The 25,975-nt window shown below is 64.0% G+C and carries 36 protein-coding genes and 1 pseudogene; 20 read left to right on the plus strand and 17 right to left on the minus strand.

Features of this window, described 5'->3' with window-relative positions:
* Positions 1–13: 13 nt before the first annotated feature.
* From ABT340_RS15640 to ABT340_RS15650, 3 genes and pseudogenes are all read right to left on the minus strand, one after another.
* Positions 14–223, minus strand: a pseudogene (locus tag ABT340_RS15640) (helix-turn-helix domain-containing protein); the annotation flags it as partial.
* Positions 224–232: 9 nt separating this feature from the next.
* A complete protein-coding gene (locus tag ABT340_RS15645; protein WP_352011423.1) occupies positions 233–751 on the minus strand; it encodes a DUF6879 family protein in 519 nt (172 codons plus the stop codon).
* The gene (locus ABT340_RS15650) at positions 723–1,190 is read right to left on the minus strand and encodes a hypothetical protein (RefSeq protein ID WP_352011424.1); all 468 of its coding nucleotides are present in this window, start codon (positions 1,188–1,190) and stop codon (positions 723–725) included. The genes ABT340_RS15645 and ABT340_RS15650 overlap by 29 nt, the downstream gene beginning before the upstream one ends.
* Between ABT340_RS15650 and ABT340_RS15655 the strand changes: the two genes are divergently transcribed.
* The 20 genes from ABT340_RS15655 to ABT340_RS15745 all read left to right on the plus strand — a co-directional run bounded on the left by ABT340_RS15655 (position 1,189) and on the right by ABT340_RS15745 (position 12,028).
* Entirely contained in the window at positions 1,189–1,560 is a 372-nt protein-coding gene (locus ABT340_RS15655) for an Lsr2 dimerization domain-containing protein (protein WP_352011425.1), read from the plus strand. The genes ABT340_RS15650 and ABT340_RS15655 overlap by 2 nt on opposite strands.
* A gap of 106 nt (positions 1,561–1,666) precedes the next feature.
* Positions 1,667–2,251 carry a hypothetical protein gene (locus tag ABT340_RS15660; protein ID WP_352011426.1) on the plus strand — a complete coding sequence of 195 codons (585 nt, stop codon included), beginning with the start codon at positions 1,667–1,669 and terminating at the stop codon, positions 2,249–2,251.
* Between the two features lie 1,197 nt (positions 2,252–3,448).
* A complete protein-coding gene (locus ABT340_RS15665) occupies positions 3,449–3,757 on the plus strand; it encodes a hypothetical protein (protein WP_352011427.1) in 309 nt (102 codons plus the stop codon).
* A gap of 96 nt (positions 3,758–3,853) precedes the next feature.
* Positions 3,854–4,102 carry a hypothetical protein gene (locus ABT340_RS15670; RefSeq protein ID WP_352011428.1) on the plus strand — a complete coding sequence of 83 codons (249 nt, stop codon included), beginning with the start codon at positions 3,854–3,856 and terminating at the stop codon, positions 4,100–4,102.
* A gap of 20 nt (positions 4,103–4,122) precedes the next feature.
* Positions 4,123–4,293, plus strand: coding sequence for a hypothetical protein (locus tag ABT340_RS15675; RefSeq protein ID WP_352011429.1), 171 nt, complete (start codon positions 4,123–4,125; stop codon positions 4,291–4,293).
* A gap of 357 nt (positions 4,294–4,650) precedes the next feature.
* The gene (locus ABT340_RS42470) at positions 4,651–5,235 is read left to right on the plus strand and encodes a DUF7178 family protein (protein ID WP_502992508.1); all 585 of its coding nucleotides are present in this window, start codon (positions 4,651–4,653) and stop codon (positions 5,233–5,235) included.
* Between the two features lie 11 nt (positions 5,236–5,246).
* A complete protein-coding gene (locus ABT340_RS15680) occupies positions 5,247–5,423 on the plus strand; it encodes a hypothetical protein (RefSeq protein WP_352011430.1) in 177 nt (58 codons plus the stop codon).
* On the plus strand, positions 5,413–5,697 hold the full coding sequence (locus ABT340_RS15685) for a hypothetical protein (protein ID WP_352011431.1): 285 nt from the start codon (positions 5,413–5,415) through the stop codon (positions 5,695–5,697). Before ABT340_RS15680 ends, ABT340_RS15685 begins: the two co-directional genes overlap by 11 nt.
* A 122-nt stretch (positions 5,698–5,819) precedes the next feature.
* Positions 5,820–6,308 (plus strand): antirestriction protein ArdA, encoded by a 489-nt coding sequence (locus tag ABT340_RS15690; RefSeq protein ID WP_352011432.1) that lies wholly within the window; start codon positions 5,820–5,822, stop codon positions 6,306–6,308.
* An 11-nt stretch (positions 6,309–6,319) separates the two neighbouring features.
* Complete coding sequence (locus ABT340_RS15695; protein ID WP_352011433.1) at positions 6,320–6,544, plus strand: hypothetical protein; 225 nt, start codon at positions 6,320–6,322, stop codon at positions 6,542–6,544.
* 188 nt (positions 6,545–6,732) lie between these two features.
* Positions 6,733–6,987, plus strand: a complete 255-nt coding sequence (locus ABT340_RS15700) for a hypothetical protein (protein ID WP_352011434.1) — start codon at positions 6,733–6,735, stop codon at positions 6,985–6,987.
* Between the two features lies 1 nt (position 6,988).
* The gene (locus tag ABT340_RS15705; RefSeq protein WP_352011435.1) at positions 6,989–7,270 is read left to right on the plus strand and encodes a hypothetical protein; all 282 of its coding nucleotides are present in this window, start codon (positions 6,989–6,991) and stop codon (positions 7,268–7,270) included.
* A gap of 82 nt (positions 7,271–7,352) precedes the next feature.
* A complete protein-coding gene (locus tag ABT340_RS15710; protein WP_352011436.1) occupies positions 7,353–7,622 on the plus strand; it encodes a hypothetical protein in 270 nt (89 codons plus the stop codon).
* Positions 7,623–7,708: 86 nt separating this feature from the next.
* Positions 7,709–8,965, plus strand: a complete 1,257-nt coding sequence (locus ABT340_RS15715) for a DUF3987 domain-containing protein (protein ID WP_352011437.1) — start codon at positions 7,709–7,711, stop codon at positions 8,963–8,965.
* 156 nt (positions 8,966–9,121) lie between these two features.
* The gene (locus tag ABT340_RS15720; protein WP_352011438.1) at positions 9,122–9,667 is read left to right on the plus strand and encodes a hypothetical protein; all 546 of its coding nucleotides are present in this window, start codon (positions 9,122–9,124) and stop codon (positions 9,665–9,667) included.
* A gap of 55 nt (positions 9,668–9,722) precedes the next feature.
* Positions 9,723–10,196 carry a hypothetical protein gene (locus ABT340_RS15725; RefSeq protein WP_352011439.1) on the plus strand — a complete coding sequence of 158 codons (474 nt, stop codon included), beginning with the start codon at positions 9,723–9,725 and terminating at the stop codon, positions 10,194–10,196.
* A gap of 63 nt (positions 10,197–10,259) precedes the next feature.
* On the plus strand, positions 10,260–10,499 hold the full coding sequence (locus ABT340_RS15730; protein WP_352011440.1) for a hypothetical protein: 240 nt from the start codon (positions 10,260–10,262) through the stop codon (positions 10,497–10,499).
* Complete coding sequence (locus ABT340_RS15735; protein WP_352011441.1) at positions 10,496–10,753, plus strand: hypothetical protein; 258 nt, start codon at positions 10,496–10,498, stop codon at positions 10,751–10,753. Before ABT340_RS15730 ends, ABT340_RS15735 begins: the two co-directional genes overlap by 4 nt.
* Positions 10,754–10,826: 73 nt before the next feature.
* Positions 10,827–11,144, plus strand: a complete 318-nt coding sequence (locus tag ABT340_RS15740) for a hypothetical protein (RefSeq protein WP_352011442.1) — start codon at positions 10,827–10,829, stop codon at positions 11,142–11,144.
* A 140-nt stretch (positions 11,145–11,284) separates the two neighbouring features.
* On the plus strand, positions 11,285–12,028 hold the full coding sequence (locus ABT340_RS15745; protein ID WP_352011443.1) for an N-6 DNA methylase: 744 nt from the start codon (positions 11,285–11,287) through the stop codon (positions 12,026–12,028).
* Positions 12,029–12,136: 108 nt separating this feature from the next.
* On the opposite strand, the gene ABT340_RS15750 is transcribed toward ABT340_RS15745, so the two are convergent.
* The 14 genes from ABT340_RS15750 to ABT340_RS15815 all read right to left on the minus strand — a co-directional run bounded on the left by ABT340_RS15750 (position 12,137) and on the right by ABT340_RS15815 (position 25,940).
* Positions 12,137–12,349, minus strand: coding sequence for a hypothetical protein (locus ABT340_RS15750; protein WP_352011444.1), 213 nt, complete (start codon positions 12,347–12,349; stop codon positions 12,137–12,139).
* Between the two features lie 178 nt (positions 12,350–12,527).
* On the minus strand, positions 12,528–13,631 hold the full coding sequence (locus ABT340_RS15755) for a collagen-like domain-containing protein (RefSeq protein WP_352011445.1): 1,104 nt from the start codon (positions 13,629–13,631) through the stop codon (positions 12,528–12,530).
* Complete coding sequence (locus ABT340_RS15760; RefSeq protein ID WP_352011446.1) at positions 13,624–13,971, minus strand: hypothetical protein; 348 nt, start codon at positions 13,969–13,971, stop codon at positions 13,624–13,626. Before ABT340_RS15760 ends, ABT340_RS15755 begins: the two co-directional genes overlap by 8 nt.
* Positions 13,972–14,046: 75 nt before the next feature.
* Positions 14,047–14,502: a hypothetical protein gene (locus ABT340_RS15765; protein ID WP_352011447.1), complete on the minus strand. Its 456-nt coding sequence runs from the start codon at positions 14,500–14,502 to the stop codon at positions 14,047–14,049.
* 10 nt (positions 14,503–14,512) lie between these two features.
* A complete protein-coding gene (locus ABT340_RS15770) occupies positions 14,513–15,499 on the minus strand; it encodes a peptidoglycan-binding protein (protein WP_352011448.1) in 987 nt (328 codons plus the stop codon).
* Positions 15,500–15,562: 63 nt separating this feature from the next.
* Positions 15,563–15,868 carry a hypothetical protein gene (locus ABT340_RS15775; RefSeq protein WP_352011449.1) on the minus strand — a complete coding sequence of 102 codons (306 nt, stop codon included), beginning with the start codon at positions 15,866–15,868 and terminating at the stop codon, positions 15,563–15,565.
* A gap of 4 nt (positions 15,869–15,872) precedes the next feature.
* The gene (locus ABT340_RS15780) at positions 15,873–17,012 is read right to left on the minus strand and encodes a hypothetical protein (protein WP_352011450.1); all 1,140 of its coding nucleotides are present in this window, start codon (positions 17,010–17,012) and stop codon (positions 15,873–15,875) included.
* Between the two features lie 11 nt (positions 17,013–17,023).
* On the minus strand, positions 17,024–18,301 hold the full coding sequence (locus tag ABT340_RS15785; protein WP_352011451.1) for a hypothetical protein: 1,278 nt from the start codon (positions 18,299–18,301) through the stop codon (positions 17,024–17,026).
* Positions 18,298–19,851 (minus strand): Gp37-like protein, encoded by a 1,554-nt coding sequence (locus tag ABT340_RS15790; protein ID WP_352011452.1) that lies wholly within the window; start codon positions 19,849–19,851, stop codon positions 18,298–18,300. The genes ABT340_RS15785 and ABT340_RS15790 overlap by 4 nt, the downstream gene beginning before the upstream one ends.
* A complete protein-coding gene (locus ABT340_RS15795) occupies positions 19,852–20,907 on the minus strand; it encodes a phage tail family protein (RefSeq protein WP_352011453.1) in 1,056 nt (351 codons plus the stop codon).
* Between the two features lie 68 nt (positions 20,908–20,975).
* A complete protein-coding gene (locus tag ABT340_RS15800; protein WP_352011454.1) occupies positions 20,976–24,182 on the minus strand; it encodes a hypothetical protein in 3,207 nt (1,068 codons plus the stop codon).
* A gap of 18 nt (positions 24,183–24,200) precedes the next feature.
* Entirely contained in the window at positions 24,201–24,524 is a 324-nt protein-coding gene (locus ABT340_RS15805; RefSeq protein WP_352011455.1) for a hypothetical protein, read from the minus strand.
* 107 nt (positions 24,525–24,631) lie between these two features.
* Positions 24,632–24,973, minus strand: coding sequence for a hypothetical protein (locus ABT340_RS15810; protein ID WP_352011456.1), 342 nt, complete (start codon positions 24,971–24,973; stop codon positions 24,632–24,634).
* Between the two features lie 118 nt (positions 24,974–25,091).
* Positions 25,092–25,940 (minus strand): phage tail tube protein, encoded by an 849-nt coding sequence (locus tag ABT340_RS15815; RefSeq protein WP_352011457.1) that lies wholly within the window; start codon positions 25,938–25,940, stop codon positions 25,092–25,094.
* Positions 25,941–25,975 lie beyond the last annotated feature (35 nt).

The following is a 25,975-nucleotide window of genomic DNA, read 5'->3' on the forward strand; positions in this document are numbered from 1 at the left end:
GATCCTCGGCCCCGCATGCCCTGCACCAGGCCCGGATGTCAGCATCGGAGGGTGCTTTGTGACCGTGTTCGAGGCGCGATGACTTGCTTTCGTGCCACCCCGCCGCCTTCGCAACAGCACGGGCGCTTAGACCTGCGTCAAGGCGGATCTCACGCAGACGACCAGCTACGGACTTCCTGGCCGCTTGTGCACTGGAGGAAGGAGACGGGGTTGAACGGGACATGGCGAGCGATCAAGAGATCCGGTACTCCGCATGGTCAACTGCGCGCTCCCACACGGCGTCGAATGCCGCTGCGCAGAGCTTGATCACTGCCTGATCGTCGGTCAGTTCCTCACCGAGGTAGTCACCAGCCCCAGAGAAGAAGCCGAAGCGCACCAGGTGATCGTCGAACAGCCAGAAGTCGTTCCCCGGAAGCGCCAGGTCGGACGCCTGTCGTCGAGGTAGCCAGCGGACCTCTTCGCCCGCAGCCACGTTCATGGGGCCGGTTAGGTCGTACTCGTGGCGGATGAAGTCGGTTACCGGCTCGGACACGATGCGAGCCCGACGCACAGCCACTCCGCGCTGCACCGTGGAGGAGACGATGCCCATCCACTGCTGCCAACGCTCCTCGGACGGGTCGATCGACCCGTCCGCCTTCCACCGCAGGTACTGCGGGTCATCAGGGGTGTAGATGTCGCGCATCTCCAAGTGCAGCGCTGAGCGATGACACCCCGCAATCATATCAGCGAACGTCATCGGGCCTTGGATCACTGCATGCCTCCTTCAGGATGTGCTTCATGCGATCAGGAATCCTGATGATTCTCTCGTTGTCGGCGATCGGGCTGCGGGCCGCGATCTGAGCCCGCTCCTCGGGGTCGGTGACCTCCCAGCCCTGGATCACGATGGAACCATCCCTTTCATCGACCCAGACCGATGGGCAGTTGGCGTCGCCAGTGTCGGGGTCGATGCCAATGAACCGTAGTGCCATTGCCGCCTCCAGTAGTAAAAACTTGCGGGAACTTGTGCCCCTGAGAGGCTGGACCCTTAGGAGGCGGGCAGTCAAGGACTTGGTCCGATGTATACCAAGGAAGTTCTCCTCCACCTGGAGAGCCCTAGCCATCAGGACACACAAGAGGTTGGTACTATAGGAGCCTGGCACCAACTTCTTACTTCTTATCGGGTCCTGGTCCTCGGAGGGAGCGGACAGCATGGCTACCAAGATGATCACCATCTGCGACAAGCACGCCGACGACAAGACCGAGGCGACCTACCACAACTCCTGGACCAACATCCGTGGTGAGGAGCGGGAGAACGACCTCTGTGACAAGCACCAGAGGGAGTTCGAGAAGGCTTGGGAGGTCATCGACGACGGCTCGGCCCTCAGCACCACCCGCACTTCCACGCCCACACACATCAGCAGCGGCCGTCGCCGTGCCAGGGAGAGCCGGATCACTGACGCGACCCTCGCGAGGGCCTGGGCCAAGAGCGTGGGGATGCCGGTGAACACTCACGGCCGCGTCAGCTTCACCGTCGAGCAGAAGTGGCGCAAGGCCGGTAGGCCTAACGTCTTGGCGAGCTAAAGGAAGATCCTCCTTTACCTTCCTTGGGTCAGCTTTGACTTGCTCTTTACCATGTGTAATGGTCCCGAGACCGTATGGGGGCCGATCAACTGGTACAAATTTCAACATGTCCGAAGTCAACCCTCAAATGACAAAAGGCCCGTCCAGACACGGGCCTGCCGACCCTCTTCGCCCCGTCAAGGACCCTGAAATCATGATCCTTCGGCCGGACGGGTTCTCTGTCGTCCGCCATGCATATGGGGATGGGCATATATTCGAGTATGCGATCCCGAAAGGGATGAATATCGGAGCAGAAACGAGTTACTACACCGTACCCTTTTTCGAAGGGCAGGTGATCTCAGCTCACTCCGATAGAAAAGCAAGCTATGTGGGCGTCTGGATTCCCAGGAACCCAGAGAACACGGGGTCGCTGCCCTTCGAGGGCGCTCCGATGCCATTCGAGTTCGGACACTGCAAGCCGGTGGGCGAGCCGCAGACCCTCCACGAGTCGAACAACCTGTTCGTCATCCGGGTCCCGTACGACGGAGGCTGGCTCTACAAGGTCACAAGGACCTTGGGCATTCCCTGGCCCAACCCCATGGAGGTCATCTGCCTCCAAGACGTCGTGGGCAACCCCGTTATCGGGGTCGAGGTGAACAGCTTGCTCTACACCACGAAGTTCTGGATTCCCTACGACCGAGTTCCTGCCTGAAGATCACGCCCGAAACACCCCCCCAAGTCCCCAATCCCAGGGGCAGTTTCAGGGCCGCCGACCAAGAGTTCAAAAGCCTCCCAAAAACACCCGTCGAAGGCCCTGGAAAGGCCCTCTGAGCGGGTTTTTGGCGTCCGGGCGTCCTTCCTCCAAGCCCTGGCCGGCAGGCCCTTGAGGGGCCTTGCAGCGAGGCCCCAGACTTGTACTTGGTCGGAGGAGGCAGGACCCTCGGGCTCGCGCGCAGGCGTATGTATGTACCCCCCCACTCCCGCGCTGACCAGCGCATCCCATGATCGACAGCGGGTGAGTACGCCCCGACGCAAGAAGTAACGAACTCCCAGCTCGGCCCCCTTCTTTCTTCTCGCTGCGCCATGCCTCGTGTTGCCGCGCGCCCTTAGTCGCGCTCTCTGCGCCGCTCGCTGCGCCACGCTGCGCCACCTCACCGCGCCCTCTCCGCCCCTGCACGCTGCGCCACAGCGCGCCTTGCCGCAGGTCAGCCATCAATTACCAACCTGCTCTTGCCAGTTACCAACCTCCTGTGCCAAGCTGTTGCCACGCCGAGAGCGGCCCGCCCACCAGGGCAGGCAGGCTCCCAGCGGCCCCCGCCTCACAGCGGGGGCACGCCTCCCAGCGAGGCGGCAGGGGTGGCGAAAGCTACCAACCTTCTGTAGAGTGGAGACTACGCCGCACCGGATGGCCCGCGACGAACCCGCCAGAGTGCGGGGGAGCGCGCCGCCCGACCGGCGAGAGCCCCGCCCAGCAGGAGCACGGCGCACCGCGCCGCCCCGCCGCCCCAACCGGGCGGCCCCCGCGAGCCGGGGGAGAGTGTGACTCCCTCGGCCGCCTGACCCAACAGCGATGGCGGGCGCCTCAGCCCGCCGCCTGCGCACTGGCCAGCACCACCGGCCAGTTGAAGTTGACCACGAAGCAGCCCCAGGAAGCGCCGCGACCACCGACCCCCTACGGGGGGCGGCCCTGTCGAGCACGGCCCAGCCTGGCAGAACGCCGAGTGCACAGATGGCAGCGCACGCCTGAAGATGCGCGCCGTACCGGAACCCCAGCGGGCAGCCCTAGAGCCCTGCGACGATCCCCGGACGGTACGGGCATGGGCACCCCGTCAGCACTACCACCGCCCCCCGGCGGTGGCCACGGGGCCGGACATGCGGTCCGGCTCCCTGGTCACAACCGGAGGACCCCATGCTGCGCAAGCTAGCGATCGCCTTCGTCCTCGCCGCCGCCACGGTGGCCGGAACGGCGGGGGTCGCACACGCGGCCCCGACCAAGCCCGCGAAGCCGACGGTGGCCTACGCCGCTCACGGCAAGGTCGCCCAGGAAGCGTTCTGGGCGCTCAGCTACAACCACCCCGGCGTGATCATCTGCGTCACGAAGGGGGACCGGTCGGAGGCCGTCTACAAGATCGCCCGGTACGCGAAGGCGCACCGGAAGCTCGGCTACTACTGGGGCGGCGAAGCCGCCGCCAGGTACGACCGGCTCTGCGCCCGCTAGGCGGGCGCGTTCGCCCTGGTGGTCAGCCCCCCGCAAGGGGGGCTCGGGGTTCGATCCCCCGGAACGCACGCAAGACCACCGGAAACGGAGACACGCATGATCGACTTTGAGTACGGGGCTCATCCCCATCGGGACGGCCTGGCGATGATCAGCGGGGCCGGGGAGACGAAGGGGCTCACCATGCGCCGCAGGGAGCGGATCAGCTCGACCACCTGGGAGTTCCACGAGGCTTACGTGGTGAGGGAGGAGAAGGTCTGCCTGATCGGGACGTGCTTCGACCAGTGGGAGGCGTTCTCCCTGATCGAAGGCTGGTATCGGGACCAGACAAACTACTTCGCCGCCTGAGGGTGGGGAAGGGGAGAGCGATGTTCAAGATCCGTCACGCGATGCGCCGCCGCCTGCTGCGGGAGACCCAGGATTATGGGTCCGCGGTTGAGTGGGCACGCAGCTATCCGGTCGGGTCCGGGATTCCGGTTCAAGTCTGGTTCGCGGTCGAGGGTGGCCGGTACGAGTACCTCGCGTATGAGGCTATCTAGGCCCTTTTTTTGGGCTCAAACAAGAGGTTGGTAAAAAGAGGTTGGTAGATATGCGGGTGCGCAAGGAAACGCGGATTCTGAAATGCGGATGCAACGTCCGCATTCACATCCACCCGGACGGCCGGAAAAGCTCCATGGGATATGCGGACCAGTGCAGGTATGCGACTCAGCTATTCATCATGCTCAATGCCGCACGCAGAAATAAGGAGGATATGGAGCCATTCAGTGCCGCTCTGAAGTCCCACGCAATCGACGACTGATCGACAGTCCCTAGCCCTGTGACCAGGGAGTAAGCGCCTCAAACGCGACTAGGGACACTCGCATTCCTAGCTCAATAATGCCCGGAAAGGGTTTGTGATGGTCATCCCCCTCAACCCAGACAAAGAGGCTCGGGAACTCCTTGTGAGTAACGTTCTCGCCGTCTGGGATTCCGCCACATACGGCCAGATGTCCCGTGGATTTACGTGGTATACGGGTGCGAATCAACTCGCCCGCCTGCTGTCGGGAGGGAATGTAGCCGCTGGTGCTGGCGTTATCGCCGCGCTTTCGGCGAATACCTCTTGGGATTACAACGTGAAACTCGCTGCCCGCGCATTTGTGGAGGGGAAGCCCTCCGGGCATGTGGGGGATGCACTCCGGAAAGCTGCCCGGATTATGTCTGGGGAACGCCCGGAGGATGTTCTCCCGATGGCTAGCAAGACCGGGCATTTCTACCGATGCATTCTCAACCCGTCTGACCCTGAACCGGTCTGCATTGACCGGCACGCGCATGACATCGCTGTGGGTGAGCGGTACGGGAGTCGAGACAGGGGCCTGAAGGCGGGATCTCGATATGACCTGCTGGTGCAGGTCTATCGGGAATCCGCTCAGAGGGTCCATTGCATTCCGCAGGTGGTTCAGGCCGTGACCTGGGTCGTCTGGACTGAGGCTAAAGGGAAATAGCGATGTGCATTATGGGCGCCCTTGACTTGATCAAGGACTTCACGATTAATGACGCGGACTACGGCATGGAACTGAAATGCGTCCACTGCAAGTCCGTGGTTTACGAAATCGAGAGCGGCGACTGGCTTGAATGCCTGGTTGTCAAAGGATACGAGCACAAGTGTGAGAGGGCTTCAGATGCAGTGTGAAGTGTTCCTGTGCCAGGACGATGCAACGCACAAGGCTCAGGTTCTCCTGCCAGCCGAAGTCAAGTGGAGTTTCAGCGTATGCAAGTCCCACGCCTCCGGGGAAAGGCGGATCGAGGCCACGGTCATCTCAACAGAATTGCTGGAAAAGCCGCGCTGCGAATGGAACATCAGCGGAGGTTTGCCGATCGAACAATGCCCGGAGGATGCCACGGGTGAAGAGGACGGCGAATGGTACTGCGGTGAACACATGGAAATGTTCCTCGCCGATTACTAGCTAGCGGAAGGTTGGGCCTGGCGGCCTTCGGGCCGCCTTACCGAGCAATCCGCTCAAAGATCTACAGCATAAAGGAGACAGCCATGCTTCTTTCTTCTCGCACTGGTTCCTCGACTATGCGGGTGCACTTCTGGAACCTCTCCGCCTACGTCGGCGGACACCTGATCGGCGGGTGGGTTGACCTCGACGACCACTCCGACGCCGACGAGTTCAAGGCGAAGGTTTTTGAGGTCACGAAGGGTGCCGAGGAAATCATCCTCGGGGACTACGAAAGCGACTACGGGATCTCAGTCAGCGAATACCCCGACCTTGACCGGATCTGGGAGACGCACGAAGCCCTCTGCGAAATCGCCGAGAGCGACCGGGACGCTTTCAGTGACTACCTGGCGCACATCGGAGGCATGGAGAACCTCGACGAGGCGCTCAGCAAATGGCAGGACGCCTACTGCGGCCGGTACGACTCCATTGAGGACTACGCCTGGCACATGGCCGATGAGCTGTATCCCGAGTTGGCTCACTGCCCGGCTGGGTTCCAGGTCACCGTGGACACCATCGCTTGGGAACAGGACCACTGGATTTCCTCCGGTGGCAACGTCTTCCGCTACATGTGAGGAGCCGAGAAATGCTGATCACGGTAGCCCGGAAGGGCTCCAAGAACCCCGCTGATGCGCTGGCTGCGAAGTACACCCTCACGTGCGACGCGCTACCGGGGAAGCGGTTCGGCCCGCACAGCTTCCTAGGCATGCGGAATGAACTCATCGTGTTCGTGGGCCTGAGTGCTGTTGAAGCGCGGGACGTACTGCTGAATGCATGGATGCAAGGCGTTACTACCTATTCCAAGAGCTAGCCCGTTTGGGATTGGCGGCCTTCGGGCCGCTTCTCCGAGATTGGCTCGATCTCGGGAAAGGTGAATGCGATGTGTGAAGGCTGCGGTGAACCACTCAATGAGTGGGTCGTGGAAAACGGCCACACCACCTGCGGGCTCTGCCTCCTGAAAGAACTGCTCGGACTTAACGAAGAGACGGAGAACTGACCATGAGCGACTCGATTTCCAGGGCATGCAGCGTCCAGCAGGACTACCGGAACAAAAACGTGAACGACGGCGACGAGGTCGAAATGGCCGTGGACATCATCGCCGACCAGCTCCGGGCCGTTCCTGAAGAGGGGTGGGCCGAGGTCCTCAGGCGTGCCGTGATTCACGCTCACGAGGAAATCCACGGATGGGGTACGGCCGAGAGCCTGTCCTTGTGGGTCGAGGGCCTGAGCGACGAGCTGGAAGAGGCTATCTGAAGTGAAGACCGTCTCTCTGATCTGCGACTGGTTCGCCCCGTTCGAAGACTCACAGCCGGTTGTTCTCGTCCTCGTGATGCCCGAGGAGATGGAGCTGACCGGTCTCGACGAACACCCGGAACTGTGGAGTGCTTTCCAAGAGGCATTCGAGAAGGACTTCGGAATCGACGAAGAGGACGGGTATGTCAGCGACTACATCTATGAGGTCTGCGCCATGCATGTGGACGTGAGCCCGTTCGTGTACCCAGACACCGCCCATTTCCTGCACTTCACATTCAACTAGCAGTTGGGTTCGGGCCCCTTCGGGGGCCTTTGCTGAGCTTCTAGCTCGCTTTGATCCACCCATTCCTTGAAAGGGACATACCATGGGTGTTACCCCTCAGGACATCGCCGAATTCCCTTACATCGTCGGCTACTGCCACTACGTGGGCTCATTCGACCATTGGACGGCAGACCAGGTCCGAATTGCCCGCGAGCACGGCGCTCCTCAGAACGCTTTCCGAGTGTGGATTGAGCCGGTGCATGGCCGCCTGCGGGTTCGCACCATTGGCCACTGTGGGCCGGAACTGAAGAAGGCCCTGACCGAACACATGAAGCGTGTCGGCCTTCTCAAGGGCGAGCTGGCCGTCGCGTAGCGGTTGGGCCTGAGGCATCCGGCGTCGGATGCCTCTCACCGAGCTTCTACAACGGCTTACTTCTTCCTTCATACAGGAGATTGGTAATGAGCAGCACCTCGAATCAGATGCCCACCCCAGCGCCTGAGATGTTCACCGGGCCGCTCGGGAAGATGGTCACCGAGCTGGACAAGTACACCGAAGGATCGAAGGTCGGCGTGTTGGCAACCCTGCTGTCAGGGTTCAGCGCCGCCGTGGGAAACCTCCCTGGTGTCGGTACGGGGAAGGGGTCGATGCCCTTGTCCTTCTGGCCGGTCCTGGTTGGCCCGACCGGCGTCGGCCGCAAGGGAACGGCGACCGGCATCGCGATGAAGGTCGTTGAGGCGGGCCTGGCCTCCTTCCACGAGAACAACGTGGTGTACGGCTGCCCCGCCACGGGGCTCGGGTTCGCCGGGGAGCTGGCCGAGCGCGCGATTCGCGGAGTGGCCGCCCCTGTCCTCTTCGTCGAGGAGGAGATGGATACTTTCATCTCGAACTCGAAGCGGGACACGAAGATCGGCACCTACCTGCGCAAGGCGTGGGACGGCGCATCCATCACCCACCGCACCAGCCAGACAGACCTGACGATCAAGAAGCCACACGTCGCGATTGTCGGGCACATCCAGCCGAAGAACTGGGGTGCAATCAGCGGCTCGAAAGACGCCACCGGAGGTACGTACAACCGGTTCTTCCCGGTCTGGGTCATCCAGTCGAAGAAATTGCCGGTGTTCGCCACGCCGAACCCGGAAGAGACCATCGCCAAGCTGGGGAACCGGTTCCGGAGCATGGTCAACTACGCGCAAGAGGTCACGGACCTGGTCGTGCCCGAAGAGGTCGCGAAGGTCTTCGAGGGCAAGCACAGGGAAATCTGCGACGGGCTCACGACCGGCAACGAGGAACTGGGACAGTATACGGAGCGGGCCATGGCCTACATGATCCGCATCGCCGGGCTCTACACCCTCGCCGACAAGCGAACCGAGGTGAGCGTGGCCGACTTCGACGCTGCCTTGGGCTTGGTTCAGTACATGGTCGAGACGGTCACGTACACCCTGCCGGAAGCCGAGGCGGACGGCAGTGACATCCCGGCTCGGATCATCGCCTACGTCCGGGAGGCCGGAGAGCAGGGCGTGACTTCGACCGAGGTCGCCCGCAAGTTCCAGAGGGTCCGGGCTCAGGAGATCCGGGCCGTCGTGGATGGCTGTGCACAGATCAAGACCACCAAGATGCGCTCCGAAGGTGGGCGCCCCGCGACCCTCTTCACCTGGATTGATGAAGTCGCCGATGAGGACCAGGAGCAGAGCGTCAAGGTCCTGGCCGCATTCTGAGCCCCCCGAATCCCCCTGATCGTGTGCGGCCTCGGGTCGTGCACGGTCAAGGCCGTTCGGTCCGGCCTCAACCAGCAGGTTGGTAACAGGAGGTATCTGATGGGTTGCGGCACGTCCCTTCAAGGGCGAGCAGTTATCGAGGTACACGCCGCTGGCGTGCAAGTCGTCGAGTACGACCAGTGGGTCAAGAACTACATCGGCGCTCAGCAGAGAGTGGCTGAAGGCCAGATCACTCCTAAGGAAGCCGACTGGTCGGGCGTTGCGCTCTACCTGAAGGAGGCCAACGAGACCTTGCTGACCAGCGTTCAACTGGTGGACGTGTCGAGGAGGGGCCGCCACGAAGCTCGCTGGACTTACTGGGACGACTACAGCGATGGCGAGTACGACTACCACGTTGGCAAGGTGTCGCTGTCCTTCAGCTACGACCCGTACGAGGGCCTGACTCGGTACACGCTGACGATCGTTCCTCGCGAGTCCGTGGACGACCCGATCCCGGAGAGCTGGAACGGCAGCCTGCTGTTCGAGAAGGGGTGTCCGCTTCTGGTGATGGACGTTCGCCGCGAGGTCTGGGAGTGGGTCGAGGCCCACACGCTGAGGGCCGGCGTCAACGGCGACCTCCTGGTGACACCGCACGGCGAAGATCCCGGTGTCACCAACGCCATCGCTTCCCGCGAGATCGCGGTCAGGCGCTCCGCGGACTAGCCACATCCTTGTGGCTCCCCCTCCCGTGCAGGCTAAGGGCTAGAACAATCCCTCTATGTTCTTCAAGTCCTACGATCTGAGCGATGTAGAGGAACCATTCACCTGCACGGAGGTCACGTACCCGTTGATATGGAACGGGTATCAACTGCGCTGCCGAGAGTGCAGATCAGAGCGGTTCCTCGTGGTTGTGGAGCGCCACGGGGAGGCATCAGGAGAACTCAATTGGGCGAAGTGCCCAGACGGGCATATCTTCGGCGATCCACTGATATACCCAGATTTCTCCCACCTGCTGTTCAGGCGTGCAGAGATATGGGCTCTAGAGGGCATCGAAGCGCTCCCCCCACTCGAAGAGGACCTCGCAGTGCTTCCGTGGCGTCCCCACGTCATGCTCTGCTCGGAGCCACTACCGCAGTACGGCGGTCGAGCTGCCACCAGTTGGGCCACCTGGGAGACCCAGTCCAAGAAGTACTGGCTGTCTCGGGAGCCACGTCTAGTGGAAGCCGCCTCAAGAACTGAATACGCGCTTTAGCTGAGTTCCCGGAAGGCCCCCTCGGATGACTGAGGGGGCCTTCTTGCTGTCTGGGAAGGTCACATGTTTACGATCAAGGACTACATCACCGGCGTGCGGCTGAACCGCACCCTCACGGTGCACGGCTACGACAATGGCACGACAACGTTCACTGCTCGGGTCTCCGGGGCGGCCGTGGAGATGGTCGGGACCGTCGCGGTCAACCCTGAGGAGTTGTCACAGCTCATCGACCACCTGATCGGGATCTACAACCGCCACGTGGACAACGGCCTGGTGGCCACGACGAAGTACCCGACGTCATGAGCTACGACCCCGACGCCATCGTTTGGAAGCCGAAGATCCCTAAGGACAGGAAGGGGCGCAGGGTTCGCTACTACGAGAGGGAGGACCGAGACATCGCGGGGGCCGGAACGGTGACGTTCACCCTCGCTGGTGGCAGTGGGAGGTGGTTCGTTCAGCGCAGCCACTTCGGTGCCAGTCCTGACCCGCACAGGACCCGCTACTTCCCCAACCGGCGTACGGCCACGGCCTGCTTCGAGCACCTGGCCTACGGGTAGTTTCCGGGCGAAATAGGCCCGATCGCGAAGGCTGTACCCTCGTGTCTCATCTGACGCGAAGGGACCCCCTGCCTTGAAGCACCTGACCAAGATCCTCATCGTCACCCAGGTTCTGACGCTGGGTGCGCTCGCCTACGCCCTCATCTCGGCGTACGGGCCACCCGACGAGGACGAGCTGCGGCGATCCCTCTTCTACGCGAACGGCCGCCAGGCGGCCATCGTCATGGACCTCGACGTGCCAGTGAAGAACTACGCGACCTGCACGGAGGCGCTCGCCCACTCGGTGAGCAATGTGGTGAAGGGGCCTGAATGGTCCAGGCCGAAGGGGGACGCGGACGAGGAGGCGTTCTTGCTCGGGTGCAAGGAACAACTGCTGGAAAAGGCCCAATAACCGAATAGCAAGATCCGCCCCGGTCGCCCTCGGCCGGGGCTTTTTCATGCCCAAAAACAGGAAGGGGCCGGATGCGCCCTGAACGCCCGATCGCCGAAGCAGTGAATGCAGCGTGGTATAGCCACTACGGATCAGGGGGGATGGAGGTCCCCGTGGGCGTGGTGGCCTCCGTGCTCGTCACGAGCCCACAGGCTCTGACCCGGCTGCCCACCATGACCAACGGAGAGTTCACGGACCTGCTGCGGAAGGTCTGGGGGCACTGGTGGCTGGAGCACCCGCACCTCGCGACGATGGCCCGCCCCATCACGAGCTGGCTCGACCAGCCCAGTGATCACCTCGTGACAGCGGCCAAGGCCGTCGCGGAGACGGCCCTGCGTAGGCGGATCAAGTCCTACCAGGGGCTTGAGACCGACATCCTGAGCTTCGTCGTCACCGGGCTGCGCTCGCGTGGGGCTCGAAAGTGGTTGGGGGAGTTCCACACCCCGCCCGATGTCTGCGACACCATGGCCGCCTTCATGCTCAGGGAGCTGCCTGAGAAGGGTGAGCAGGTTATGGAGCCTGCCTCGGGCACCGGAGGTCTGGTCCGTGCCTACGCCCACCGCATCAAGCAGCTCGGGGGAGAGCCTGCGGACTACCTCTGGCACATGGTGGACATCGACCCCATCTCGGCGGCCTGCTCCGCAGCCAACGCCCTGGTGTGGAACCTGGGTGCGGAGGTCTACGTCTACTGCGGGGACACGCTCCGTGAGGCCGGTACCTTCGAGAAGGCTGCTCGGCACCGCGCCGAGGCGCTACGTGCATGGTGTGAAGTCGTCGAGGACGGCCGGTCCATGAAGCGGTTGATCGACGCTACGACCGCCTTCGAGAAGCTGCTCAACGCCTGAGGGGTGAACCTCGTCGGGGCGCAGACAAAGACCCCGGCTTACATGACGGGGCCTCGGGCGATAACGTCCGAGGCCCACTCACTCATTTTAGGGAATACCAGGTCGGGGTTAACTAGCTGGCTCCGCTTGAACCTTCTCCTCGGCCTCGATCGCCCGGGACTCCGGGCGATTAGGCGGGTCAGGCACTTCGTAGCATTCGATCTCTAGCGAAGGCTTCATCCCCAGTGAAATAGCGACGCGCTTGATCGGCAGGGTGGATTCAGTGCGCAGAAGTTGCGCAACCCCTCTGAACCAAACCAGCGACAGCACGATCACCAGCAATCCAAGGATGACAGGGAGGACATCACCGAAGGTGACGCCTCCCAACTTCCTAGACCTCGATCTCCGTCTTGGTCATGCTTCGTGAACGAGGGACAGAGATCAGGAGTTCCCGTCCTAAACGACGAAAGGCCCCCAGCCGTGAGGCTGGGGGCTTGGTCCATCTGGGAAGGGCCTTCGTTCAGTTCCCGCCGACGAGCGGGAAGAACGGGGTGGAGGTTCCATACGTTTCAGGATCAAAAGAGGCCGGAAGGGCGGACACTCCGAACTGATAGAACCCCCGCTTACGCAAGGGAACTGTCCCTGGGACGGGGATGGCGAACCACGCCGCGTTCGCGTCATTCGCTTGGGCCGGAGCCGGGATGAAGAGGCCCGCCATACCTCCTGCAAGGATCACGATGTAGACGAAGCGCCCCTCCTCTTGCGCCGGAATCGGAGAGGCCAGTGCACCTCCGCGCCAGCCTGCGGCAGTCCACAGGTTGGGGTCCGGTGCAAGAGATGCGACGTAGAGGCCGCTGTCTGTGTAGAGCCCGATCGTGTTCGGCGTGCTGCTGGTGGCGTACGTTCCACCGTTGCGGACGGCAGCCCACAAGTTAGCGATCGGGACCCCACCCGGCACCCAGACACGTGCCCCTTGCAGCAGGTTGTTGTCCAGGGTGTTGCTGGCCATGAACTCTGCTGGATCGGCCGAGGCAAACTTCAGGCCGTACCCCCGGAGCGGGAACACGCTGAAGTCCCCAGGTCCGAACATGGACCCGCCGTCGCCAGGGTCTCCCTTGGGCCCTTGAATGCCCTGGGGGCCTTGATCCCCTTGGTCACCCTTCGGCCCCTGGAGACCAGGGGCGCCGTCAGCGCCTGCGGGTCCCTGAGCACCATCAGCCCCCGGAGGTCCCTGTAGACCTTGATCGCCCTTAGGCCCCCGCTCACCAGGATCACCCTTCGGGCCAGGTTCACCCTGGAGACCAGTGGGGCCGACCGGCCCCTGAGGGCCTTCGACGCCCTGAGGACCTGAGGGTCCTTCGAGGCCCTGGTCACCCTTCGGCCCCTGGACTCCCGCAGGTCCTTGAGGGCCGGGTTCGCCAGCAGGCCCTTCGAGGGATGCGAGCCACTGGGACTTGGTCCCGGCGAAGCCTTCCTGAACGGCGATCTCGTAGGCGCTGTAGCCTCTCGGGCCTGTACCTCCTGAGCCGCCGCCAGACAGGTAGCCCACCTCGACGACTTCGAGCGTGTCGGAGAACTCGAAGCTCAGCACGTCGTCGATGTCGATCTCAACGATGTCACTCACCGGTCGTCACCTCCGCAGAGATCACGACGGGGCCTTGGAGAAGACGAACCACGGTCTCGTCGGGGAAGACGATCTCCAGGTCGTAGACCCCCTGGAACGTTCGCCAGGTCGAGGAGATGGCAGCCGGGATACGGATCAGGATCGTGCCGGCTTCGGCACCCAGGACCAAGCCTCCGTTGGAGGTGTCCAGCCGGTGAATCAACGTGCCGCCTGCGGCCGTACGGATCTCCATCCGGGCCTCGGCGCCGGTCAGATCCTTCGGCTCGCCATCGTGGAGCCAGCGCAGAGGGCGGTTCAGGGTCGCGCCCTGGTCGATCTTCAAGCGGTAGGTTCCCGCCATACCTCTTCCTTGAATGCGAAAACCCCCGCCCGAGAGCCGGGCGAGGGTTGGGGGTTCTTTCTTCTTGCTACGGGGTCACTCGGAGGTGTCCTCCGCGCGCTTGTCCGTGTGGAGGTAGGACACGATGGCGGTCAGTACGGCCTGGGCAACCAGCAGCCCCAGCACGCGCCAGTCGATGTCGGCGTCTAGCTGGATGGCACCCAGCACGCCACCCACAGAGACCAGGACGGTCGCCAGAAGGCCCTGGACGCCGGTTCGCTTGGCTCGGTAGGCCGCGTTCGCGGTCTTGGTGGTAGTCACATCTCCTGCTTCCTCGTTGACCACGAGCAGGTGGTCGTCGAACTCGTTGGATCGGTCGGGGGGTTGGGCTACGGGCACGAAGTAGCGCTCGTAGAAGTCGTCGGGAGCAGCAGCTACCAGCACGTCCGTCGTCTCGACAGGCGTCGGCTCGGGCTGAGGAGCCGGGGCCTGCTTGGCGGCCTGCTGGTTCATCAGGGCCTGAAGGCTGGCCTGGAGTTCAGTCACATCCATCGGGTTCTCCTCACAGGCCCAGGGCCTTGCGGGTCGCGGCGTCGAGCTGGCCGGTCACCTTCAGCCGGTGGCGGGCCTGGGCGTCCATGACGGCGACGGTCTGGAGAGGGCCCCACTTCAGGCCCGGCTTGAGGTAGCTGTAGCCGAGAGAGATCAGCCGGTCGCGGGCACGCTTGACCTCAGGCCCGGAGTCGCCGACCTTCAGCACGGGGGAAGCCGCGGGCGCCTTCGTCGCAGGCTGGGGGGCTGCCTTGGGCTTGGCCGCCAGCGCCTTCCAGGTGTCCTTGCCCACGACGCCGTCCACCGTCAACCGGACGGACCGCTGGAAGGTTCGCACTGCCTGTTCGGTTGAAGGCCCGAAGTCGGCGTCCACCGCCAGCTTCGCGCCGAAGGTGTTGAGGAGCTGCTGGACCGCCTTGACCTCTGCGCCGTGGTCGCCCCTGCGGATCAGGTGGCCGGGGTAGGACTTGCCGTCCCAAGGCTCATCGGGTGCGTCAGAAGCCCCGGCGTACCGTGGCCGGACGTAGCCGTAGATCAGGTGGTTGCCCAGGGAGACGGTCTTGCGGTAGCAGCCGTCTCCTTCGCCCTGGATGCCGTTGCCGTCCGATCCGGAGGTGTTGCCTCCGATCGTCGTGATGCTGCTGGCGGAGACCTTCTCCACCAGCTCGACGTGGTAGATGCCGGCTGATCCGCCCTTGGAGTACAGGACAAGGTCGCCAGCCTTCGGCGCGGCGTGCCACTGCTTGTTGGTCTTGGCCCAGTTGTACTGGGCGATCGTGCTGGCGGTGTGCGGGTAGTCCGCGTTCGGCTTGAGTCCGGCCGTCCGGCACCAGATCGAGGTGGCGGCGGCGCACCACGGGTAGCCGTAGCCTCCACCGGGGTAGCCGGGAATCCGACCGAACTCGCGGGTGATGGGTACGAGGTTGGAGCCGGGAGGCTTCTCACGCATGCCCAGGTCTGCCCTGGCCTGTGCGATCACCTGCGCAGCGGTTGTCATCGAGCAGACCTCCAAACGACGAAGGCCCCGCCGACCGGCAGGGCCCTACTTCTTTCTTCTTGATCAGAGCCTGAAGAACTGGACGCCCGCGAAGACGGCGCTGACCACCGCGACCAGAGCGGTCACGAAGGTGAGGATCAGCCGGGTACGGTCCTTGAGCTGCTCGTTGGTGACGGCCTGCTTGTCCACTGTGTTCAGCCGGTCGGATATCTCATCGACCTGCTTGGCCAACTCGGCGTGCTTGCCGTCAACCTGGTCCAGCCGCAGCAGGATGAGCGCGGTCTGACCGGAGGTCTTCTCGAACCCGACTTCCACCAGGCGCTGAAGGCGTTCCAGGGCAACCCCGAGGTAGGGGTCAGTGTCGCTCATGTGATCACCCCAGCATCCAGGAGCCGGTCAGATCGACGGAGAGCAGGTTGTTCGACGCCGTCGAGTCGGTGAGGATGGTCATCTGGCCGACCGTGCTGATCAGCGCGGATAGCGGGTAGACGGCGGTGGTGCCGTTGCGGCCGGCCAGGCTGAGGGCCACCGTCGTGGACGGGAAGAAGCCAGCGGGCAGGGTCAGCACGACCGTCGCTCCTCGGACGGCAGCAGCCAGAGCGGTTCCGTTCGTCCGGCGTAGCGATCCCCGGATGTAGACGACGGCGCCCTGTCGGCGTACCTGGATCGTCGAACCCACGACACTGCCCAGGCCGGTGCCGAAGGATGTGATGTCCACCCAGGTCCCGAGCGGGAGTTGGGCGAGCTGGGCCTGTGCGGTGGCTAGGCTGGCTTCAGCCGTATCCAGATCGGTCTGGAGCGTCGTGACCTTGCCTTCCAAGGTCGTGGCTCGGTTCTGGAGTGAGGTGATGGACGGCCCGTAGGCGCCGTCGTTGTTGAACACCTGCGCAGCAGGCACCCATGCGCCACCCGACCCGACCACGAGGAAGTGGTTGGCGACGTCCACCCCGAACTCCCCGTCGTACGGGGCAGGGTCGAGGAACGGCGCGCTGCCTCGGATCGGACGCACCTGCTTGCCGACGAACCACCTGCGGTCGATCGGCTCCGTCAGCAGGCCGCTGTTCTTGACGACGTCGAGCTGGACGAGCGGGACCTCCTCGGAGGTCTCCAGGTCGAGGACCTGGTTCACCATGTCGATCGCGTTCTTGATCTGCACGAACCGGAAGCCGTTGTTGTCCCGGTCCAGCCGTAGCGTCACCAGGTCGCGTCGAACGTTCGAGCCGTCCCACACCGAGCCCGTGATGTCGAGGTCGAAGACCTTGGGCAGCTTCAACTCGAAGTAGTGGCCACCGATGGTGGCGACTCCAGGCAGGATCTGGATCTGGGTCGCACTGATCCTCGTAGCGAACAGTCCGCGGTTGCCATCGGACGGATTCGCCACGGTCTCGGGGTAACCTACGACGCCGCTGGACTGCCAGGTGTTGGCCATGGTCTCCCAGTCGTGCACGGAGACGACCTGGCCAGGGCCAGCCGCGAAGGGCCACCCGTGCTCGGTGCTGGGGGGAGTGGTCAAGGTGGGACTCCTTAGCGCAGGGGGTAGTGCCAGGTGACGTCGAGGGGGTTGGACCAGGCGGACTCCTGGCTGCCGATTCGGGCCTTGGCCCGGTAGCGGAGGATCTTGTACGGCTGGGGCTTGGCTGGTTGTGAGCTGTAGACGTAGGTCCGCCAGGTGCCGTCCCGCTTGACCGTGGTCTTCAGCGGTGTGTCGCCGACGCGCCCCCAGGAGGTGACGGCGGTGACCTCGAAGACCAGCTCGGTGCCGGGCAGGCCCGTGCCGAACAACTCCATCCAGCACCCGCCGCGCTGGTTGTGGTTCAAAGGCCCGGAGATGATGGGGGCCTGCAAAGTGGATGGCTGGCCGGGAGGTCCGGCGATCATGTTGAAGTAGTTGAGGGTGCCCCAGCTCGGGTGGTGGTTGCGGACCAGCCGGACTACGACCATCCATTGAGACCCTGCCGGGAACTCGATCAGGTTTGTCTTGAGGGCTGTGGACCAGAAGCCGTCCGCGTCGGGCTTGACCAGTCCGTCTTCGCCCACGGGCTTCCACAGGCCGATGGTGTCCTTCGGCGCGTACTCAACCTTCATCCACTCGCTTCCATCGGAAGCCAGCGGCCTGGCGTCCGCCACCGCTTGGATGATGACTGTTTCGCCCGGGAAGAAGGAGGACGTCTCCTCGGTGGAGGGGAGCGGACCCGCACTGCCGGAGTCCGCCTGGACGACGTGCCACAGGAACGGGGCAGCCTCCCAAGACCCGTTCACCTGGATCTCGGCCTTGATGAGGTGCTTGGCTCCATCGGCAGGGATGACGACGGTCCGGGGTTCGTAGTCACCGTTGCTCAAGACGATTTCAGGGCCCGACACCTTGCCGTCCATCGTCAGACGGCTGGTGAAGGTTCCGGAGGTCTCACCGTCATGCGTGACCTTCACGGTCACGTACTTCGCGTGGGTCTGAGGGTCGGGAATCGTCTCGACGATCTCAGCCTTGAGCACCCCGACGCAGGTAGAGGTCAGTACGAGAGGCGGGCTCGACGCCGCGACTGTGCCAAGCCTGCCGGTGTCTACGAGCTGCACCGTGTGCGCCTGGCCGTCGTTGGGGATCTCGATGACGAACCTGGCGGTCGAGTCACCGCCCTTCGGCCAGACCACGGGCGTGGTGCGTCGGTAGCCGTCGATCTGCACCTCGACGTAATGCGTGGTGGTGACCTGCGCAGCGACCTCGTAGGAGCCGACACCTAGCGGGTAGTTGTCCACTGCGGAGGTGAAGCAGCCGTAGCTGGTCGTGCTGATCGAGCCGATGCTCACGTATACATCACCTTCCTGATGGAGCTGGTCACGTCCGGCTGGTCCTGAGGCGGGAAGGGGCTTTCCCGCGTCTCCACGCCGTGGACTCTGTCCCACAGGGCTCGGATCGCCGTGTAGAGGTAGGGCGATTCAGTGGAGCCGAAGGTGCCGATAGTCGGGGAGACCAGTGGTCCACCTTCGACGGTGGAGCTGAAGCGGACCTCGCGTACGACTTCGTCGCGGACTTCGCCGTCGATGATGACCCGGATCAGATCGCCCAGTCCGTAGGTGCGGCCGTACATGGTGGCGGGGGTCTCCAGCGGGTCGATCGTGATGGAGGCCACGGGGCCCGAGTCGAGGGCGAACGCCTCAACCTCGTCTTGGATCAGCCGGTACTGGCTCGACCAGATGGGAGGGTCTTCCGCCCAGCCTGTCGGCTGGCCTTGGACCTGAGTCCACATCCACGGGATGTCTCGCTTGTCCCGGTAGCGTTCCGCAGTGACACCCCACTCGGTTTCGATCGCGCTGTATCCCGCGTTGGCCCAGGCCAGCGTGTGCTGGCGGTCAGCCGGCGTCCTGTAAGGGTCTCCCCACCACTCAGGGTCGAACGTGGTGTTGGAGTAGTAGCCGTACCAACGTTCCGGGCCGTGCTTCTCCTTCGAGGTGTAGGTGAAGCCGTCCCCGATCCCGCTGTCGTTGAAGGTGGTTTGCTTCTCCTGCTCACGCCAGGTTCGGTCCTGGGCTCCCAGCACCAGGCGGGTCGCCTCGGGGGCGCGGGTCATGTAGCTGTAGCCCCGCAGGTTGCCGAACTCGACGCCGAATCGCACCGAGTTGGTGAGGTTGGAGATGGGTTCCAGCTTCAGCAAAATCCCGGGGCCGCTGGCGGCCGAGTCGCCGTTGGACGCGACGGCGGCAGGGTTGGGGTGCCAGAGGAAGCGAATGCGGAAGCCGTAGACGGCGGACAGTGCGGCCACGAGCTGGTCGGGTTGGTCGAACCTGATCCGCGCGCTTCGGGAGGTGTCGTCTCCGAGGAGGGCTTCGGTGGTTTCCGGGCCGGGGATGAACAGCCGCTCCAAGCGGCGGAAGGGGAGCCCCTGGGCGTTGTCCAGGAACAGGTTGCGAAGCACTTCGGCCACGTTGGGCCAAACCGGGTTCATCTTCCAGTACTTGAAGACGGTGGCCAGGTGGATGTCCGCCTTGGGGTTGGGCCACGCCAGCCGTTCGGCCAGCAAGCAGTTGTCGTCAACCCCGACGACCTCCACCGAACCGGCGCCTGCGTTTTCTGCATCCCACGTCTTCTTGATCTGCCGGATAGGACCGGAGAAGAGAGGTTCGGCCAAGCCGTCCTGGAAGACAACGATGCCTCGACCAGGGGTGAACATCCGAGATTGGATGTGGCCGGCAGGGATGGTCAGACTCCACGAGCCGATGGCGTTGTGCCGGGCGAGTGCCTCGAACTTGGTGTGGGCGTCGGCTTCACCGACGAGGGCGAGCGGGGCCAGGTCGTCGCCGCCCTCCGCGCGAGTGCGGGGAAACAGCGACTCCCGGACGAAGACTCGGAAGTTGCGCATTCAGATTCCCATGAAAGAGGGCAGGAAGGACGCCACGACGTTCGGCCGGTTGGCTGCTTGCCACGCGGTCTCCTGTTCGGGAGACATGCCGGTCGGCTTGTCGATGACGAGGGACACGCGGTTGACGCCAGGCTGGAGGGCCCACATCGCGGAGGTGATGTCGAGCGCCTGCCAGGCGGACTTGCCCTGGAGCGGGTCATAGTCCGCGCCGATGTCGCGGGCCGGGTAGACGCGGATGAACTGGGCTCCCCGTGCGGTCTCGATGACCAGTACCTCGCTGGAGGAGATGGGGATCGCCGCGGTGAGCCGCAGCTCCTGGACGACGTTGTCGTTGACGTCCTTCAGGACGAGCGACAGCCGGGAGGTCAGGGGGCCACGGATCTCCCAGCGAGGCTGAGCCTCGACGTCGCCGACGTACTCAAGGTCGATCGTGTCGGTATCCACCGGAGTGGGGGACAGAGCCAGCCCCTGACCGGGAGTGACGCCGTCGATGCTGAGGAACGGCGCTGCGCCCTCGGGCGGGTTGATGAAGGGCCGTGACACGCCGTACGTCTGGAAGGTGGCGAAGGCCCGATTGGCGTGCTGGAAGTAGGGGTGCGGTGCCCGCAGGACCAGGCCGTAAGTGGCCCAGTGAACACCGTCCTCGCTGCTCTCCCCGCCCTCCATGCCGTTGACGTAGTAGCAGGTGAGGACGCGGGGAACTTCGGCCACCAGCAGGTCGGCCACTTCGGCGTACTCCGTCGTCTGGAGGGTGACCAGACCCCTCTTCGGGTTGAGGCTGGCGATGAAGCGCCGCTTGAGCGCCATCATCTCGGCCCTGGAGGAACCGGTGATTTTGAGGGGGAGGAAGATTTCGCGGATGGGCGCGCGGGCGAACCGGTAGAAGCCTCCGTCGATCGCGGGGTACTCGTCTGCCTTGACGTCGAAGGCCGGTGCGTCGAGGCCCTTGGCTCCGGGCTGGAGCAGGATCGCGGCTCCGGAGAAGCTCTCGTCGGTCAGGGTGAACAGAGCCCCGTCCACGCCCCGTAGCTGCACGACGGTCGGCTTGAACAGCACGAACAAACCTCCTGGCATGGGAAAGGGAAGGCCCCGGTCATCTGACCGGGGCCCATGGAGAAGGGGCGTTAGCCGTACAAGGCGTCGGCGTAGGAGAGCTGCTTGCGCAGGGTCTCCTCCGTGGGGACGTTCGGAGCGGCGTGGACCGTGAAGTTGTAGATCTTCGTCACCCCGCCCTCCTGCGCAGTCGGCTTCGCGCTGTTGGGCTTGAGCGTGCTGGCGTAGGAGGTGACCCCGGCAACCAGCTCGGCCACGGAAGCGGTGTTGGTGTCGAGCGTCTTCAGCGCGACCGGCTCAGCCATGAGCATCAAGCTCTGCGGCTCAACCAGGTTGAAGTTGTTGGGAGCGAAGCTGCCTCCACCCCCGCCGCCGCCACCTCCGCCGCCTTCGACGGTGGGCGCCGAGATGGTCGGCCCGGCGAAGGTCTGGTCGAGCTGGCTCAGTGAGGCGATCATGTCCGCCACCGCCGAGGAAACCGCCGACTTGGCCTGCTCCATGGCCGACTGGACCGCGCTCACGAAGCCGGACAGCTTCCCGTGCTCAGCCGCCTGGGTGGCCAGGTTCTTGAACTGGGTCACGCACTGCTCGACAGCCTTGGTGATGGTGTCGAGGACCTTCTTCATGTTCGCCTCGACCACAGACGGCGTCTTGTCCGCCGTCGCAGCAGCGGCCATATCAGTCGGCAGCTTCTGGAAGGCCGTGGTCGAGGTGGTGACGCCCGTCGTGATCGCGGTGTTCACCTGGGTCATCTGGGCGGTCACCGCAGCCACAACCGAGGAGTCCGAGGAGACCGCTGACGACAGACCAACAGGAAGCTGCGCGAAGGCCGTCGTCGCCGTGGAGACTCCGGTAGTCACCGCAGTGGTGATGTTGGTCATGATCGTCGTGACACCGGTCGAGATGGTCTCAGCGGAGATCGCCTGGGCCATCCCATCAGGCAGCTTCTTGAACTCGGCCGCACCCTCGGTGGCCTTCTGCCCGATGATGGTGTTCATCTGGCTCAGCTTGGCCGCCAGCTCCTCTGGGGTCTTCGCGGAGTTGATGATCTCCTGCATGACCTGGGGAAGCTTCGAGAAGCTCGACTGTGCGCTAGCCACACCCGTGTCGATCTGGGCCGTGGTGTTGGTCATCTCGATGCCCATCGCCTCAGCGATCTGGGCAGCCTGGACCTGGTCCTGCATCCCCTGAAGCATCTGCCGGACCTGCTCGACGCCCTGCGGGCCAGCCGCGACGAGGGTGTCGAGGATTTTCTGCATGTTCGCGCTCATCGCTTGGGCCAGCGGGTCGCCCGAGGAGGCCGTGGTCGCGATGAGCTGCTCGAAGTTCTGCTTCCAGGTGGAATCCAGCTCGGTGCCGGTGAACTTGACGGTGTTGAGCAGTTCGAGGAGCTGCGCCCGTAGCGCCTCGTTGAGGGTGCGGCTGCCCTCCTGAGTCGTGGAGGTCATCTGGTCGATGCCGGCCTTCCACGACTCGTTGACCTCGCGCATCTTGTTCACCGACTCAGACACCACAGTGCCGAACACGGCCTGGAGCTGCCGCTGGAGGTTGTCCGCGGCTTCCCTGGTCGAGTCGGCCTGCTGGACGAGTCCGAGCAGGTGCTGGTTGGTGACCGAGGTGGCGTACTCCAGCTTCCCGGACAGGCCGTCCACGAAGTTGGCCATCTGGCTGGAGATGTCACCGACGTAGGAGGCTACGCCAGCGGCGGCTTCCACGGTCGCCAGCCCAAGAGCGATCAGCCCTTGGGTCAGGGTCGTGACGCCCTGGACGACTGCCGGGTCCGACAGGGTCTCACCGAGCGAAGACATGGCGGTAGCGAGGCTGGCCAGGATGTCCGGAGCCATCTTGGCGAAGGCGGCAGCGACCTGCTCCAAGGCGGGAGCCATGTCCACCAGGGCCTGAGCGAAGGCTTCGGCGGCGGCGGCGTAGACGTCCCTGTTGGCAGAGAATGCGTCGAAAAGCCGCGCAAAGGCAGCAGCTACGCCATAGATCACAGAAGGGGCAAAAGTGGCGAAAACACCCGCCAGGTTGGCCAAGGAGGTGAGGAGCAGCCCCATCCCCTTGACGAGCGCATCGAACGATTGTGCGAATTGCGGGGCGTAGTCGGCCAAGGTGGAGAAGAAGGACCCGAAGGCGACACCGAGGGTGTCGAGACTCTCCCCGATCTGGTCGAAGAACCCCGCCGAGTTCAGCTTCTCCAGAGCGTCGGCCATCCCGCCGATCGCGGTCGTGGTGAAAGCGATGATCCCCTCAGAGAGCGGGACGATCGCCTTACCCGTCGCGGCGAAGGCCCGCTCCAGTTCGGCGTAGAGCGGGGTCCCCTCCTTGATGGCGTCGGCCGCGTTGCTCATGGCGGTCGTCAGGCCCTTGACCGCAGGAACGGCGGCCGAGGAGAGGGACTCGACTACGGATTCGGAGAGTTTGACGAACGACTTCTTCAGCTCGTCGTTCGCGCTGATGACCACTGCGGAGAGTCCGGCGAAGATCACCGGTAGCGCCACTAGGGACGCCACACCGACCAAGACGCCCGCGATGGCTATCGCAGCAGCACCAGCCGCGACGATGACCGACCCGAGCAGCCCCACGACGGCGGTCAAGACGGCGGCGGTTCCACCGATCTGAAGCAGGCCGGTAAGGATGGTGGCTAGTGATCCGCCAACCTTGCCCAGCGCGTCCTGAGCAGTCCCGCTGTTGGTGATCAGTCCGGAGAAGGCTCCACCTGCGGTCGAGGCCAGAGCAGCGACCCCAGAGACGACCTTGCTGATGGCTCCGGAGAGGCCAGCGAAGACGCCTCCGGACTTGCTGCCGATCGAGGAGATCTGGCTAGCGGCCAGGGCGAGGGAGGACTGATCGACGTCGATATTGATCGTCTTGGTTTCAGCCCTGGTGATCTCAGCGATCTTCACCTTTGCGGCGGCTGAATCGACGTCGAGGTTGATCGTCTTGGTTTCGGCCTTGGTGAGATCGGCCAGACGTGAGCTAGCTGTGCCGGTATCCAGGTCGAGCCGGACGCTGACGTTGCGGTCCCGCAGGAACGTCTGCAATTCCGCTTCGGCCTGGGCCGTCTGAAGCTCGACCTCGATCTTCACCTTGCGGTCGGTCAGGGCCTTCTTCAAGTCCGCTTCGAAGGTGTCGAGGTCAGCGTTGACCTCGATGTTGATCTCTTCGTTGGACCACCGGGCAAGCTCGGCCTTCAGCTCCTTACCAAAGTCCGAGGTGTCCGGGACGACCTTGACGCCGACGCGACTGACTTCCTTGCGGGCAGGACTCCCCGCCATGCGTTTCCTCCATCCGGCCTAGGGGCGGGACGGGGGAAGGGGCACCTTCGAGCCAGGCCCGAGCACGGGCGCGGGGGCGTCCTCGCCCCGCAAACGGGCAAGCAGTGGGGTGGTGGGCTTGGCCTTCTCCGCTTCCTGCACGCCGGGGCGTGGGTACGGCGGGAAGGGCTTGACCTTCTTCGGCTTGTCGCTGTGCGATGCCTGATAGAGGAAGGTCAGAGTGTTGACGGCGTCGTAGACGTCGGCCATCACGACGGTCTGCCGGTCCCAACCGGCATACTCCGCGCCGCGTAGCGCGGTCACGTAAGCGGAGTCGAGCGGAAGATGCCTGATCAGCGCCAAGACCAGCGTGGGGGAGAGGAGACCGCGGCGAACGTCCCGCAGGTCTAGGTGGTAGAACCGCAGGAAATCGGCGAGCAGCTCACCCCCGTAGCGGTCGATGAGGTCGATCAGGCCGAAGCTTCCGGGCCCTTACCGGCCTTCATCCAGGCGTCGAAGATCTTCGTGCGCATCGTCGGAGGCAGGTCCGCCAGGGACTTCTTCAGGCTGTCCTTCTTGTCAGCGGAGGCGATCAGCATCGCGTCGATCGCGTCGATCCGCTCGAAGGCGTCGCGGTCGTTGTCGGTGACGACCTTCAGCAGGGTCTGGACAACCTTCAGCTCGTCCTTGCCCAGCAGCAGGACCGGACGGAGCACGACGGTCTTGCCATCCTTGGCCAGGAACTTCAGGCCCTTCTCGTCCAGCTCGCTATCGACCTCGGCGACCAGGTCCTCGTAATTCAGAACGTCCACGGTGGCTCCTTCACACGGGATGGGAGGGATGGCGAAGCCCCGTTGCGCGGCCATCCCAACGCACGCAACGGGGCTCGGTGCCTGGGCGGGTTTCGAGGCCGCACCCAAGCTGGGGGGATTAGGGCTGGTCGATGGTGAAGGGCTTCTCGGTGGACTCGCCGAAGTTCGTCTCGACCTTCACCTGCACCGGCAGGTCGCCGGTCTCGACCGGCGTCGGCACCGTGACGGTGACCTGAGTGCCGGTCGGCGTGGTGATCACGTTGGTGCCTTCGTAGACGCCGAACCAGACGGTGACCGGCGCGTGCAGGTTGGCGCCGGTGAGCTGAACCTGCGTGCCGGGGGCGGCCGTCGCCGGGGTGATGGTGGCCAGGGCGGGCGGGTTGATCTCCACCGCGCTGCCCCACATGACCGGGCTGATCTGGCCCATGCCTTCGGTGCCACCGAGGATGGTCGCCTTGACCGGCATCTCGGTCAAAGCAGCGGGGTCGTACTCGATGCCGTCGCTGCCGAGCAGCGATACCCGCTCGTAATACTCAACAACGTGACGATCACCATCGACCGCCACGATGAGCAGCGCCTTCGTCGTCGCGGCCGGAACAGACGGGATGATGAAGCTGCCGTCCGTCGCAAGGCTGCCGCCGCCGTAGTACAGCTTGTAGGTCTCGATCGTGAAGTCAGCCAGCGCCAGCGTCAGGCTGTAGACCTTCGGCGGGTTCGTGGTGCGCAGACTCGGCCGCTGCCACGTCCCCAGCACCTCCGGGTCATCACCCTCGGTGTCATGGGTGATGCCGTTCTCCAGCGACGTGTTGCCGATGCTGGCCCAGGAGGTGCCGACGCTCTCACGAAGGGTGCGCAGGTTGCGGATGTCCAGCGGCAGGACCGGCTTGGGGGTGCCTTCGGGGGCGGTGAAGACATAGCCCGTGTTCGGGACGAGGACAGGGTCCTTGGTCAGGTACGTCGGGGCCATTGAGTTACCAATCTCCTGTTTGAGGGCAGGGGGGA

Source organism: Streptosporangium sp. NPDC000239, assembly GCF_040300765.1.
GTDB lineage: Bacteria > Actinomycetota > Actinomycetes > Streptosporangiales > Streptosporangiaceae > Streptosporangium.